The sequence below is a fragment of the Gillisella vitis genome, assembly GCF_001541345.2.
Classification (GTDB): Bacteria; Pseudomonadota; Alphaproteobacteria; order Rhizobiales; family Rhizobiaceae; genus Allorhizobium; species Allorhizobium vitis.
This window is the reverse complement of the sequence record NZ_LMVL02000009.1, coordinates 45,551-58,572: the sequence shown is the minus strand read 5'-3', so window position 1 is coordinate 58,572 and position 13,022 is coordinate 45,551. Positions and strand designations below refer to the sequence as shown.

Genomic DNA, 13,022 nt, shown 5'->3' with positions numbered 1-13,022 from the left:
ATGGCCTCGAACATGAACATTCGACTGAGACGTTTTTCGGCCACGCTGACTGCTGCCACGATCGTCGTTGCTCTCGTGCCGTTGTCGGCTTCTCTTTCCTCACGCGCGCTCGCAGCCGATGGCGTCACCGCCAATGAGGCGAAGGGGATGGGGATTTCCACTCAGTGGCGCGGCTCACGCGGACTTGTCACGAAAGGACCGGACGGGAAGGTGATCTTCCTTTACGGCGAGGTGCAGCCCTCCGTCGTCTGCTCGCCGCTGCAGGTGTGCGACATCGAGCTTCAGGGCGGCGAAGTGGTGCGCGACGTCCTCGTCGGCGACACCGTAAGGTGGAAGGTCGAGCCGGCGACGTCAGGTGCTGCGGGTGGGCAGGCGATCCACCTGATCGTCAAGCCATCAGAGCCGAACCTCGTCACCTCGATGGTGGTGACGACCTCGCGCCGCACCTATCACATCCAGCTCAAGTCGCATCAGACACAATACATGGCCCGCGTCGGATTCGAATATCCGGAAGACGTGTCCAACAAAGTCGCCGACATCAATGCACGGATGGAGGCGAGCACGATCCCCGGCGCCGGCGTACCGGCCGAGCAGTTGAATTTCTCCTATTCCGTCTCCGGCAATGCCGGCTGGCGGCCGACACGGGTCTATAGTGACGGGGAAAAGACCTATATCCAGTTCCCGCGCTCGATCTCCGGCCAGGACGCGCCGGTGCTGTTTGTCGTCTCCGGCGGTCAGAACCGCATCGTCAACTACCGGATGAAGGGCGATATGATGGTGGTCGACTATCACGTCGATCGCGCGGTTCTCGTTTCCGGCGTCGGCTGGAAACAGGAGAAGGTGACAATCAAAAGGGGAGGGCGGTGATGCCAAGCCTGCCCTCCCGCACGCACCCCTTGCGCCCCCTCCGCAGCCTCGCTGCCACCTGCGCCCTCGCCCTCCTCCTTTCCGGATGCCAATCCGCCGGGACGGACGGGTTGAGCTCCAGCAATGCCCCTGCCGAGATCTCGGGGCCGGCGGCCAGCGCCATTGCCGGCGACATGGTGAGCAGGCTCGCCGAGCAGATCGGTCCTGGTACCGCGACCGTCTCGCTGAAGCAGGACGGCTCGCCCTTCGGGCAAGCGTTGGAGGCGTCCCTCAAGGGATGGGGTTATGCGGTCGTGACCGACCAGAAGACGGATGGCACGACGCGCACCGTGCCGCTCGCCTATGTCGTCATTCCCTTCGAGGGGCAAGTGCTCGCCCGTCTGTCGACCAACAGCGTCGAACTCGGCCGCGCCTATACCGTCACAACGATGAGCGCGCAGCCGGCGAGCGCGCTCTCGGTCATGCAACGCGGTTAGTGGAGAGGGCGGTCATGGTTCAATCGCTCAAGCTCGGCGGCTCTAAAAACGAGGAGGTGGGCTCCGGCATGCGCCGGATCAACCGCATGCCGATCATCGTCGTGATCGTGCTTGTGGTCGTCTTTCTAGCCGTCATCTTCTACGGCCTGACCTCACGCGGACTGTATTTCCGCGACACCGGCCCGGACACAAGCTCCGGCAATCCGGCGTCAACCTTCGCCGATCAGATCAAGCGCGGCGTTTCCGACGGCATCATCGGCGAGCCGCAGCAGGTGACGACGCTGCAGCCGACGCCGGTCGAGAGGGAAGAGGAGAAGCGCTCCGTCAATCCATTCACACCTCAGCCCGGTCAAAGGGAAGATGCGCGGACGGAACCGCAACTGGAATCTGAACAGGTCTGGCGCGCCCGCTTGCAGCGCGAGCAGGAAGAGCAATATCTTCGTGAGCGGCAGCGCCAGAGAATGGCCCGGCTGCAGGCCAATGACGCCGCCTATGACTCACCGATCGCTATCGACCGCGGCAAGTTTGACAGGCAGGGAGCTAATGCAAACGACACGGCCGGGACGACTAACGAGGTTTCCACGGCAACGGCTCCCGGAGCATCCGACCTCTACGCCGCCGCTCTTCGTGCGGGTCTCGCCGGGCAAAATGTTGATCCGAACGGCCAGAAGACGAAGGAGGATTTCTTCAATGCCGACCTCAAGGAGCTCGGTTATCTTCCGAACCGTGTCGTCCCCCAGCAGTCGCTTTACGAACTCAAACGTGGCTCGGTCGTTCCCGCGACATTGATCACCGGGATCAACTCCGACCTGCCCGGGCGTATCACTGCCCAGGTAAGCCAGAACGTCTATGACTCGGCGACAGGACACCGCCTCCTGATCCCGCAGGGAACGAAACTGTTCGGCCGCTATGACAGCAAGGTGTCGTTCGGCCAGAGCCGTGTGCTCGTCGTCTGGACGGACATCATCTTCCCGAATGGCTCGACGCTCCAGATCGGCGGCATGTCCGGGACGGACGCGCAGGGCTACAGCGGTTTCCGCGATAAGGTGGATCGGAAGTGGCTCCAGACGTTTGGTTCGGCCGTCCTTATTGCGGTGATCGGCACGGGGATCGACATGGCCGTGCCCGAGAGTTCGACACTGGCGACGCAGGATACGGCCTCCGATGCGGCGCGTCGGAACTTCGCCGAAACCTTCGGTCGTGTCGCTGACCGGACCATCCAGAGAAACATGGACGTGCAGCCGACGCTCGAGATCCGGCCTGGCTACAAATTCAATGTGCTGGTCGATCAGGACATTGTTTTCCCGGGAGCATATCGATGAGACACGTGTCCAGTCCCAACAAGTCTGCTGTGTTCAGGCAAAACAACACCGTGTAGAAAAGTACCCAACCGCTCGAATTGCGTAGACGCCCACCGCAGCGCTGCTTAAGATCAACGATGGTGACGCAGTCCTCCGAGCTCTGGGCGACCATTGATCGAACAAAACGCAAGAGCAGCGGTCCGACCGATCGACACCTAAAGAACTTTGGAAAGAAACTCTTTCGTCCGCAGGTCCTGCGCGTGGTCAAAAAGCTGAGCTGGCGGACCACTCTCTACGATCCGACCGGCATCCGTGAAATAGACCCTGTCGGATATTTCCCGAGCGAAACCCATCTCATGGGTAACAAGTACGCAGGTCATGCCCTCGGCCGCCAGTTCCTTGATGGTAACGAGGACCTCCTTGACCATCTCGGGATCCAATGCAGCAGTCACTTCGTCGAACAGCATGACGTCAGGACGCATGCAGAGGCTTCTGGCGATCGCCACACGTTGCTGCTGCCCGCCGGACAGCTCGGCCGGATAGGCATCGGCTTTCCCTTCGAGACGCACTTTAGCAAGAAGAGAGCGCGCGCGTTTCTCGACTTCGCCTCGCTTTTCACCAAGGACCAGCGTCGGCGCCATCATCAAGTTTTGAAGCGCTGTGCGATGAGGAAACAGATTATACTGCTGAAATACCATGCCAACTTTACGGCGGAGGGCCAACTTGTCCAGGTTTGCGTCGTGGACCTCTTGCCCCTCCACCTTTACAGATCCCTTCGTGACCGGCGTGAGACCATTGATCGTTCGGATCAGCGTCGATTTCCCGGATCCTGACGGCCCGATGATGCAGACGACCTCGCCTTTCATCACCTCCATCGTGATGCCTTTCAAGACTTCGAACGTGCCGAAAGACTTGTGCACGTCCTGGAGAGCGACGATCGGCTTGTCGGGCGACCAATTTGTAGAGGTGTTCATTTCAAACGACTCCGTTACGAGCCGGTCCCAAATCGCCGTTCGAGACGGCGCGTGAAAACCGAAAATGGATAGATGAAGGCGAAGAAGATCGTCATGAGGAAGAGATAGAAGGGCACCAGAAACTCCGGGCGTGAGCCGGCGGCTTCCATAGCCGCTTGCGTGTTTCCAAGTGCTTCATGAACACCAAGAATAGCTGCCATTGGGGTCATCAGTGTCAACAAAGCAAACCAGTTCATCCATGGAGGAAGCATTCGTTTGATGCACTGGGGTAAGATGATATGCCTTAAGTGTTGATTGCCACTGAGAACTGACCCGGTAGCATAGGATAGGCGTCAATCCCGGGGTGCTGCCCCGAAGCTTTGGATCTCGGGCAACCTGACGACACAACCACCATCAGCCTGATTTGCCTTTTATGATCGATTTCGCTCAACATACAGCAGGATTTGTGCGATGCAGCACACAATTAATTCAATTCGTCAGCAGATTTACTATGCAAAAGCCAACAAAGCTGTCATATAGCTGTCATCTACGGGAGGTAGATATCGCTCACGATTGATCGATAAGCATCACATACGGACGAGGAGGAAACGCGTGTTGACCCAAGCGGAAGATCGCCAAGCGAAAATTGTCGACCTGCTGCGGACGCGTAATTTCGTGGATATTCGTACACTGACGGAGCACCTCGACATCTCGGTCGCGACTGTCCGCCGTGACCTTGGCGAGATGGAAGCGGCCGGATTGGTGCGCCGGACGCACGGCGGCGCCGTCAATATCAACCAGGTCGCGATGGACGCATCCAACGCCGCCCGTGCCGTCTCAAACCAGACCGAGAAGGCGGCCATTGCCGCTGCCGTGGCTGAGATGGTTGTCGATGGCGACACTGTTCTTCTTGATGCAGGCACGACAGCATTGGAAGTCGCCAAGCACCTCGCTGGACGCAACACCCTCACATTCATTTCCAACGGCCTCGACATTGTTGCCGAACTGACGCGTGCCGAAAGGCAGAGCATTTACTCGGTAGGAGGCGAATATTCCGAAGCGAACCGCTCTTTCCGGGGGCCGCTGGCGGAGCAGTTCATTCGCCAGTTCAATGTCGACAAGCTTATCCTTAACGCGGCGTCGATCGACATAGATCGTGGTTTGATCTGCACCTCAACGCCCGTGAACGCGAGTATCGCTCGCGCCATGATCGAGGTTTCCCGGCGTGTCATCGTCGTGGCGGATTATTCGAAGTTCACAAAGTCCAGTCTGTCGGTGGCAGCAAAGATCGAAGACATCAGCGTCATCGTCACCGATGCGGGCGCCAAGTCGATGATCGACACCGCTCCAGAGAAGCTGCGCAAGAAGTTCGTGATTGCAACGTGAGGGTCCACGCTCGGTGTGCGTCCATCCTCGAACAGAGTTCGATGGGCATTGATTGCCCGTCTCAGGTCTCGTCTCGCCGGATCAAAGCGTGGGGGAAGTCGCCAACATAGCGTCGGCGACAGGGAGTGAAAGCAAGAAGCACCGGCTCGGTACAGCCCAGCTGACCGGCCTCGTCAGGGAGTGGAGAATATGAAGAGAAGAACATTCATTGCGTCGACGGCACTCGTCATTGCCTCGCTGGCGGCCGGGGCAGCCGTCGCTCAGGAGGACAATCGTCGCGACTTGAGAATAGCAGTTCAGAAAAACCCCGAGACCCAGGAGCCGGTCGACCAGGCATCCAACGCCGCGTTCCGCAATAACCCATCGATCCACGAAACTTTGCTAAAGCTCGACCTGAACGATTACACGGTTCGGCCGAACCTTGCGATCTCGTGGAAATGGATCGACGACACGACCCTGGAAATAAAGCTTCGCAAGGGCGTCATCTTCCACGACAGCCGTGAAATGACCGCAGACGACGTGGCATTTTCGTTTGGTCCGGAACGCTTGACTGATCCAAAGGCGCCTGGATATCCAACCTACCTGACAAGCTTTAGCAGCCTTGATCATGTCGACGTTGTCGATCCGGAAACAGTGCGCTTCGTCACGAAGTTCAAGGATCCCGTCTTGTTGCAGCGTCTGGCGAACTATTCCGCCGTTGTCATCAGCAAGGACGCCTGGGTGAAGATGGGCGGCGACTGGGTCAAGTGGAAGCAGAAGCCAATCGGCGCGGGCCCGTACAAGGTCATTGAGTCTATCGCGAACGATCATGTCACGCTGGCTGCTCACGATCTATATTTCGGCGGTAAGCCCAATGCTAAAACCGTTACTTTCAAAGTGGTGCCGGAGGTCTCGTCGCGCATCGCCGGTCTTCTCGCGGGCGACTATGACATCGTCACCGATCTTCCGCCGGACCAGCTCGACGTTGTAAACAAATCAAATGAGGCGAAGATCGTCGGCGGTCCGGTTCCGAATAATCGCATCCTGTTCTACGACAAGAACAATCCTGTGCTCAAGGATCCGCGCGTTCGCCAGGCGCTAAGCCTGGCCATTGATCGACAGGCAATCGTCGACTCCATCTGGGATGGAAAAACCGTCGTCCCGAATGGCGCGCAGTTCAAGGAATTCGGACCGATCTACCTGAAGGATCGTCCAAAGCCCGAGTACAATCCAGAAAAGGCGCAGCAGCTCCTGAAGGACGCCGGCTATAACGGCGAGCAGATCACGATCCGGTCGCAGAACAACTATTACACGGCAGAAAACCCGGTCAGCGAGGCCATTGTCGCTATGTGGCAGGCCGTGGGTATCAATGCCAAGCTGGAATTTGTCGAAGCCGGCAAATTATTCGAAAACACAAATGCTCGCGCGACGGGCAATTGGTCCAGCACTGCCATCGTTTCGGATCCTTATGTATCCGTGTACGCGCTTTCGTTCGCAAAGACCGCAACGATGGGTACACAAAAGATCTGGGAGAACCCGGAATTCGACGCTCTCGGTGCGAAGCTCGAACAGGCCATCGATCCGGCTGATCGCGCCAAGATCTTTTCCGACATGCTGGACATCATCGAGTTAAAGGATCCGGGCATCACCGTCCTGCACCAGAACGCCGTCTTCTACGGGATTTCCAACAAGTTGAAGTGGGAGCCTAAGCAGACTTTCGCCATGGACCTCGGCGCCCAAAGCCTGTCCTTCGCAAACACCACCAAATGAGGATGCGCCAATGAGTGAACCCGTTCTCTCCATTCGAGACTTGAGCATTTCCTTTTTGAAACTGACTCCAGTCAAGTCCGTCTCTTTCGATGTCAAGGAAGGCGAAATTCTTGGGATCGTGGGAGAGAGCGGTTCGGGAAAATCGCTCTCCTGCCTCGCCATAGCCGGCCTCCTGCCGGCTATGGCTCATGCTTCCGGTACGGTGACGATCGGCGACCACGCATTTGAAGCCTCCGATCTGCCAGGGGCACTTGCGTCGAAAATGCTTCCACCGATCGGTATGATTTTCCAGGAGCCGGTCTCCTGTCTTAATCCGGTGCGAACTGTTGGCGAACAAATCGCCGAGGCCGCAAGAAGTGCCGGACACTCTGCGGAAGAAGCTCGCAAGATAGCACTGCAGCTCCTGAAGGACGTCGCGATCGACGAGCCTGAAAAGCGTTATCACTACTACCCCTCGCAATTTTCCGGAGGCATGTGCCAGCGCGTCATGATCGCAACGGCCCTTGCTCTTGAACCGCACCTGGTCATTGCAGATGAGCCGACGACGGCCCTGGACGTTACTGTTCAGGCCCAGGTCGTTTCGCTTCTCGTTTCGTTGGTCCGTAAACGCGGCATCGCCATGATCTTTATCAGCCATGATCTCGATCTAATCGCCGAGGTCTGTGATCGCATCGTCGTCATGTACGGCGGCGAAATCATGGAAATCGATACGACTGAGAATATCTACGAGCGGCCGAGCCATCCCTACACACGCCTCCTGCTGGACGCGATGCCAGGACACGGCGAACCGCTGACCAGGTTGGTGGAAATGCCTCAGAACTGGCGGCTCGAAGCCGTAGCATCAACAAACGAAACGGAGCTCTCGCCATGAGTCTGGAAACATTGGGCAGGACGACCGTTCTCGAAGCCCGCGATCTTGATTTCACTTACAAATCCGGCTTTTCACTTTTGCCGAATAGCCGCAAGGGTCACCATGCCGTCCGCGGCGTCTCCCTCACCCTCGGCCAGGGCGAAACGCTCGGTCTGGTCGGTGAGTCTGGATGCGGTAAATCGACCCTTTCCGCACTTCTTTGCGGTGACCGCAATCCCGATAGCGGATCGCTGGAGCTGTTCGGCGAGCCATTCAAAACGTATCTCCGGCCGAACCGTCGGCGCCTGGCACGTGTCCTTCAAGTCGTCGCCCAGGATACGCTTGGCGCTTTCGACCCGCGCCATACGATCGGTCACCAGATCGAGGAAGTGCTCGCCATTCATTCGATCGGACGCAAGACAGATCGGCGTGATATGGCCAGGGATGCGCTCGATGCAGTCGCACTTCCAAGCGCGATGCTGGACCGCTATCCCCATCAGATGTCGGGCGGCCAGCGGCAACGCGCCGCCATCGCCAGGGCGCTCGTTGCCGAACCGAAGATCCTGCTCTGCGACGAACCTGTCTCGGCGCTGGACGTGTCGGTCCAGGCACAGGTTCTCAATCTCCTGCTCGATCTTCAGGAGAAGCGCGGTCTCTCCATCCTGTTCATCAGCCATGATGTGCGCGTGGTGCGGCATGTGTCGCATCGCGTCGTCGTGATGCAGGCCGGTCGCGTGGTGGAGACAGGACCGACCGCAAAAGTCTTTGCCGGGCCCTCCGATCCCTACACGGTGAAACTGCTCGCGGCGGTCCCGAAAGGCAGGCGCCGGGCAAATTCGGCGGATTCCGCATCCAACCGCCAGATACCTACGGAGGCTGCATCATGCTGAACACAATGACCAGCGCAGTCCTGCGCGCAATCTTAACGGTCTGGCTCGTCATCACCTTCACCTTCGTCATGCTTCGCATCAGCGGCGATCCGATGACTTCGCTTCTTGGTGTCGAAACCCCACCCCAGGTCATCGAGATGCTGCGCCAGCAATGGGGTCTGGATCGTCCTGTCACCGAACAGTATTTCGCTTATATCGGGCGCATGCTGACCGGGGATTTCGGAGTGTCGCTACGTAGCGGCCAAGACGCGCTCGGTACAGTCCTCGGAAAGCTTCCGGCCACTTTGCAGCTCATGGCGGCAGCACTTGTACTTGCTCTCGTCGTCGGTGTTCCACTCGGCATCGTGGCCGCACGTTACCGTGGCGGTATCGTCGACCGGACCGTGATTGGCCTTGCTGTGCTGACCCATTCCGTCCCGACTTTTCTGACCGGAATTCTCCTCATCCAGCTCTTCGCCGTGAAATTGCGGATCCTGCCGTCCGGCGGAGGATCGACGCTCGCTCACCTGGTGATGCCCACATTGGTAATCGGTCTTTACAACGCGGGAGTCATCGCGAGGTTCGTTCGCTCCAGCGCCCTCGAGGTCATGGGCCAACGCTATATCCTCGCGGCGCGCGCGCGTCGTGTCTCGGAGTGGGGACTTATCGTCAGGCATGTGATGCCGAACGCGGCCCTCCCACTTCTGACACTGCTCGGATTTCTGCTTGGTGGAATGATCGGTGGATCGGCGGTCGTTGAAGCCGTCTACGCATGGCCCGGCGTCGGCCTCCTCCTCATCAGTTCCGTGGCGTCCCGCGATGTCGCGGTCGTGCAGGCTATCGTCATTCTCATCACGATCGCCATGGTCAGTGCAAATCTGCTCGTCGATTTCCTCCAGACGCTGGCTGACCCGCGCCTGCGCTACTCGAACCGGTCTTGAAGGAGGCATCCATGACAGATCTTACGCCCGCTACACCGAAGAGCTCCGACCTCGTCTCGAAGCTGCCGCGCATCAACCCTCTGCTGGCCATGTGCCTTTTCGTGATGGTTGCAGCTATTTGCCTGGCCGTCTTCGCCGACAAACTGGCACCATACGGATTTGCTCAGATTGACCTGAAGGCGCGTAAGATGCCGCCGCTTCACGTCGGGACCGGCGCCGTGCACTGGTTCGGCACGGATGAGATGGGGCGCGATATCCTCAGCCGCATCTTCTATGCACTGCGCATGAGCATCATGATATCGCTCGGTGCGGCGATCATCAGCATGACCATCGGCACCACGCTGGGCCTTATTGCCGCCTTCCGCCGTGGTCTCGCCGATGCCATTATCCGGGTAGCTGTCGATTTCCAGGCATCCATGCCGTTTATCATCATCGCACTAACGGTATTGGCCTTCCTCGGAAACAGCCTGACGCTCTTCATCTGCCTGCTTGGCTTGTTCGGGTGGGAGCGTTTCGCGCGACTGACGCGGACCATGGCCGGTCTTGAACTGGAAAAACCGTATATCGCTGCCTTGCATCGCAATGGCGCCGGCAGCTTCCGTATCGCGGTGAAGCACGTTCTTCCCAACATTCTTGCCATCGTGCTCGTCACGTTCACGGTCGTGATGCCCGAGGTTCTGATTCTGGAATCTTCATTGAGCTTCCTTGGGCTCGGTGTGCAGCCACCGATGGTCAGCCTTGGATCGCTGGTTGGTGCGGGCCGCGACTACATCATGACGGAATGGTGGATTTCGATCGTTCCCGGAGTCGTCATTTTCGTACTTGGACTGACCATCAGCCTTATCGGCGATCAGTTGCGCGACATCTTCGACCCCACGCTGAAATGACCGGAACGGTTTAATTTCGTCTGACGCCCCACTCCGGCCAGATAGTCCACAACCGGCGTCCGGACGGCGTACTTAGCCAGTGACAGGATTTATACCATGTCGATTTTACGATCAGAGACCGGGACAGTTCATATCTGCGGACACCGCGGTCACCTTGTCGCTTCGCCTGAAAACACGTTTGCGTCCTTCCGCATGGCAAAGGAGCTCGGTGCAACCATTTGCGAGACCGATCTGGTCCTGTCGGCCGACGGTGAGTTGATCCTTTTCCATGATGCCACGGTCGACCGCACATCGAACGGCAAAGGCTTGGTGTCAAAGATGACGCTGGCCGAACTCAAGGCGCTCGATGTCAGCAGTTGGTTTTCTCCGGAGTTTGAAGGCGAGCGCGTACCGACATTGCGCGAGGCCATCGTGTTTGCCCGGGAGAACGGGATGCTGCTGCAACTTGAGCTGAAGGTTCAGGGACTGGACGACCTGCTCTTTCCGAAGACGGCTGCGTTGCTCGATGAGCTGGATGCCCACGACGTCGTGTGGTTTTCGTCGCTCGACTTCAGGCAACTTCGGGACATCAAGAGACAGATCCCGGAGGTCCCGACCGTCGGTCTCAGCCACACCAGCTTCATGGATCCGGTCGCGCTTGCGAAAGAGGCGCATCTCGATGCGCTTCAGTTCGATTGGCACCGGTTCTCGCCAGAGGAGGCAATCCTGCTCCACAGGAATGGCATCGCAGCCACTGTCGTCGTCATCGCAACCCAAAAGGAGATCGAGCGTCGAGCCTCCTATGGCGACGATATCGAACGCCGTGTGGCCGGTTGGATATCAGATGGACATATCGACCAATTGCTGGGCGACGACGTTGCCTGGGTCGAACGCGTCGTGCGCAGCGCAAGCTGACATCCGCCTGGAGATGGGCAGTTTTTGTATGCCGACAGAAATTACCTGCGTGATCTCCCAACGCGCAGTTCGGTTGAACGAAAGGAAAGAAAATGAATCCGCTTAGAATGACGCCGCAGACTCTGCGTCTTGGTGGTCACCGAGGCCATAGCGCCGGCGCTCCGGAGAATACGCTCACAGCCTTTAGAAAGGCATCCGAATTCGGGGGCCCCAAGGTCACCTGCGAGACCGACCTCTCGATCACGCGCGATGGCGAACTGGTCCTCATTCACGACAAGACGGTCGACCGGACCACCAACGGTCGCGGTCTCGTCCAGAACATGACCTATTCGGAGATTTCCAGGCTCGACGCCGGAAGCTGGTTCGGCGAACAATTTGCCGGAGAACGGATCCCGCTGCTGAAAGATGCCCTTCAGCTCGCCCGTGAACTCGACATGATCTATCAGGTCGAGCTCAAGATCTACGACCAGAATGACATCTTCTTCCCGAAGCTGAGAGCGCTCGTCGACCAACTGGGTTGTGCCGACCTTATTCAGTTCTCCTCGTTCGATTATGTCCAGCTGAAGGCCGTGAAAGCAGCGATACCGGAAGTGCCGACCGTTGGTCTCATGCACTCCCGCCTGATCGACCCTGCCGCTATTGCCCGCCAGGCCAATCTCGATGCGATGAACATTGAGATCTACCACTTCGCCAGCGGCGAGGCGCGCCAGCTTCGGGACGAGGGCTTCGCGGCATTCTGCTATTTGCCAGCCGGACATCACGAAAAGCTGATGCAGTACGGCGTCAATGTCGAAGCTCAGGTCGTTCAGGGGATTCGCGATGGTCAGCTCGACCAGCTACTCGGAGACGACGTCGCACAGGTTGCAAGGCTGAAAGAAGAAGCAAATGGCTGATCAGAATAATCCGAAGTCTGCGGGCCAAGATACCGCGGCCATTGTCGAGAAGATCGCGCGCAAAGCCGGCGAGCGCGCCCTTGCTCACTTTCGTTCCCTGTCGAGCCTTCCGGTAGAGACAAAGGGACACCTTGATCTCGTTACCGAGGCTGACAAGGACGTTGAGGAATTTCTGATTGCCAGCTTGCGAAAGGCATTCCCGGATGACGGCATCATGGGTGAGGAGAGTGGCGAGATCGCTGGTACCTCCGGTCGCGTCTGGGTCATCGATCCGATCGACGGAACATTCAACTTCGTCCGCGGCGGCCAGAACTGGGCAATCTCGGTCGGCCTTTACGAGAACCGTCGTCCATCATTTGGGGTGATTTATGCGCCTGTTCGAGATCTGACTCTGGTCGGCGGGAAGACTGTTCCGACTCAACTCAACGGTCAACCGATCAAGCCGCTGCCTGCGCTTGATATGTCGCGCGCCTCGACCGGTTTTAGCTATCACCCCTCGGCATCGACGGCTGACCGGCTGGAGGTCATTCGCTTTATTTCGGATGACCTGAATATCAGCTTCCGGTTCTGCGGGGCGGCGACGCTGTCGATGATCGAAGTGGCGATGGGCGAGACCGACGGCTACGTGTCGCTCGGGGATTCGACCTGGGATGTGATGGCAGCACTGCCGATACTCAGCAATCTGGGTATCTCCAATACGATCGACTGGGACAGCATCGATCTCTCTTCGAAGCTCCGCTTTGCGTGTGGAAGCGAGGAATTCCTGAGCAAGGTGCGCCCGCTGATCGAAAAGGTCTCTGCGGCTGCATAGTCGCGGCCCTGGCGGTTTGATTGGACACCTCTTCGCAATCCGGGCGCCGCGTCATTGCTGGTCGCGGCGCCCCTCAAAAGCCGGGCGCGGTCCCTTGTTTCAGGGCGATGCTGCTTCGGAAAGGAACATTCAGTTCGTAGAGCGT

The 13,022-nt window shown here is 58.4% G+C and carries 14 protein-coding genes; 12 read left to right on the top strand and 2 right to left on the bottom strand.

Features of this window, described 5'->3' with window-relative positions; all coding sequences use genetic code 11:
- Positions 1-12: 12 nt before the first annotated feature.
- Genes trbG through trbI form a run of 3 tightly spaced genes read left to right on the top strand, consistent with a single transcriptional unit; the run spans position 13 to position 2,665 of the window.
- Positions 13-867 (top strand): P-type conjugative transfer protein TrbG, encoded by an 855-nt coding sequence (gene trbG, locus ASB66_RS23380; protein ID WP_114386965.1) that lies wholly within the window; start codon positions 13-15, stop codon positions 865-867.
- A complete protein-coding gene (gene trbH, locus ASB66_RS23375) occupies positions 867-1,343 on the top strand; it encodes a conjugal transfer protein TrbH (RefSeq protein WP_045025162.1) in 477 nt (158 codons plus the stop codon). Before trbG ends, trbH begins: the two co-directional genes overlap by 1 nt.
- 14 nt (positions 1,344-1,357) lie before the next feature.
- Positions 1,358-2,665: an IncP-type conjugal transfer protein TrbI gene (gene trbI, locus ASB66_RS23370; protein ID WP_060716492.1), complete on the top strand. Its 1,308-nt coding sequence runs from the start codon at positions 1,358-1,360 to the stop codon at positions 2,663-2,665.
- 194 nt (positions 2,666-2,859) lie between these two features.
- Here trbI and ASB66_RS23365 read toward each other — a convergent pair whose 3' ends face one another.
- Positions 2,860-3,618 (bottom strand): amino acid ABC transporter ATP-binding protein, encoded by a 759-nt coding sequence (locus ASB66_RS23365; protein ID WP_060716491.1) that lies wholly within the window; start codon positions 3,616-3,618, stop codon positions 2,860-2,862.
- Positions 3,619-3,632: 14 nt separating this feature from the next.
- Entirely contained in the window at positions 3,633-3,818 is a 186-nt protein-coding gene (locus ASB66_RS23360; RefSeq protein ID WP_197433256.1) for a hypothetical protein, read from the bottom strand.
- A 391-nt stretch (positions 3,819-4,209) separates the two neighbouring features.
- Between ASB66_RS23360 and ASB66_RS23355 the strand changes: the two genes are divergently transcribed.
- The 9 genes from ASB66_RS23355 to ASB66_RS23315 all read left to right on the top strand — a co-directional run bounded on the left by ASB66_RS23355 (position 4,210) and on the right by ASB66_RS23315 (position 12,877).
- On the top strand, positions 4,210-4,983 hold the full coding sequence (locus tag ASB66_RS23355; protein ID WP_060716490.1) for a DeoR/GlpR family DNA-binding transcription regulator: 774 nt from the start codon (positions 4,210-4,212) through the stop codon (positions 4,981-4,983).
- A 189-nt stretch (positions 4,984-5,172) separates the two neighbouring features.
- Positions 5,173-6,732: an ABC transporter substrate-binding protein gene (locus ASB66_RS23350; RefSeq protein WP_060716489.1), complete on the top strand. Its 1,560-nt coding sequence runs from the start codon at positions 5,173-5,175 to the stop codon at positions 6,730-6,732.
- Positions 6,733-6,742: 10 nt separating this feature from the next.
- Positions 6,743-7,603, top strand: a complete 861-nt coding sequence (locus ASB66_RS23345) for an ABC transporter ATP-binding protein (RefSeq protein WP_060716488.1) — start codon at positions 6,743-6,745, stop codon at positions 7,601-7,603.
- On the top strand, positions 7,600-8,472 hold the full coding sequence (locus ASB66_RS23340; RefSeq protein ID WP_060716487.1) for an ABC transporter ATP-binding protein: 873 nt from the start codon (positions 7,600-7,602) through the stop codon (positions 8,470-8,472). The genes ASB66_RS23345 and ASB66_RS23340 overlap by 4 nt, the downstream gene beginning before the upstream one ends.
- On the top strand, positions 8,466-9,392 hold the full coding sequence (locus ASB66_RS23335; protein ID WP_012654931.1) for an ABC transporter permease: 927 nt from the start codon (positions 8,466-8,468) through the stop codon (positions 9,390-9,392). Before ASB66_RS23340 ends, ASB66_RS23335 begins: the two co-directional genes overlap by 7 nt.
- A gap of 11 nt (positions 9,393-9,403) precedes the next feature.
- On the top strand, positions 9,404-10,279 hold the full coding sequence (locus tag ASB66_RS23330) for an ABC transporter permease (protein WP_041723951.1): 876 nt from the start codon (positions 9,404-9,406) through the stop codon (positions 10,277-10,279).
- A 96-nt stretch (positions 10,280-10,375) separates the two neighbouring features.
- Positions 10,376-11,173, top strand: coding sequence for a glycerophosphodiester phosphodiesterase (locus tag ASB66_RS23325; protein WP_060716486.1), 798 nt, complete (start codon positions 10,376-10,378; stop codon positions 11,171-11,173).
- Between the two features lie 92 nt (positions 11,174-11,265).
- A complete protein-coding gene (locus ASB66_RS23320; RefSeq protein WP_012654928.1) occupies positions 11,266-12,066 on the top strand; it encodes a glycerophosphodiester phosphodiesterase family protein in 801 nt (266 codons plus the stop codon).
- Entirely contained in the window at positions 12,059-12,877 is an 819-nt protein-coding gene (locus ASB66_RS23315) for an inositol monophosphatase family protein (RefSeq protein WP_012654927.1), read from the top strand. The genes ASB66_RS23320 and ASB66_RS23315 overlap by 8 nt, the downstream gene beginning before the upstream one ends.
- Positions 12,878-13,022 lie beyond the last annotated feature (145 nt).

Bases quoted from the DNA above. Each gene is read 5' to 3' on its own strand.
- trbG (WP_114386965.1), top strand. From the start codon at position 13: ATGAACATTCGACTGAGACGTTTTTCGGCCACGCTGACTGCTGCCACG.
- trbH (WP_045025162.1), top strand. From the start codon at position 867: ATGCCAAGCCTGCCCTCCCGCACGCACCCCTTGCGCCCCCTCCGCAGC.
- trbI (WP_060716492.1), top strand. From the start codon at position 1,358: ATGGTTCAATCGCTCAAGCTCGGCGGCTCTAAAAACGAGGAGGTGGGC.
- ASB66_RS23365 (WP_060716491.1), bottom strand. From the start codon at position 3,618: ATGAACACCTCTACAAATTGGTCGCCCGACAAGCCGATCGTCGCTCTC.
- ASB66_RS23360 (WP_197433256.1), bottom strand. From the start codon at position 3,818: ATGGCAGCTATTCTTGGTGTTCATGAAGCACTTGGAAACACGCAAGCG.
- ASB66_RS23350 (WP_060716489.1), top strand. From the start codon at position 5,173: ATGAAGAGAAGAACATTCATTGCGTCGACGGCACTCGTCATTGCCTCG.
- ASB66_RS23345 (WP_060716488.1), top strand. From the start codon at position 6,743: ATGAGTGAACCCGTTCTCTCCATTCGAGACTTGAGCATTTCCTTTTTG.
- ASB66_RS23340 (WP_060716487.1), top strand. From the start codon at position 7,600: ATGAGTCTGGAAACATTGGGCAGGACGACCGTTCTCGAAGCCCGCGAT.
- ASB66_RS23335 (WP_012654931.1), top strand. From the start codon at position 8,466: ATGCTGAACACAATGACCAGCGCAGTCCTGCGCGCAATCTTAACGGTC.
- ASB66_RS23330 (WP_041723951.1), top strand. From the start codon at position 9,404: ATGACAGATCTTACGCCCGCTACACCGAAGAGCTCCGACCTCGTCTCG.
- ASB66_RS23325 (WP_060716486.1), top strand. From the start codon at position 10,376: ATGTCGATTTTACGATCAGAGACCGGGACAGTTCATATCTGCGGACAC.
- ASB66_RS23320 (WP_012654928.1), top strand. From the start codon at position 11,266: ATGAATCCGCTTAGAATGACGCCGCAGACTCTGCGTCTTGGTGGTCAC.
- ASB66_RS23315 (WP_012654927.1), top strand. From the start codon at position 12,059: ATGGCTGATCAGAATAATCCGAAGTCTGCGGGCCAAGATACCGCGGCC.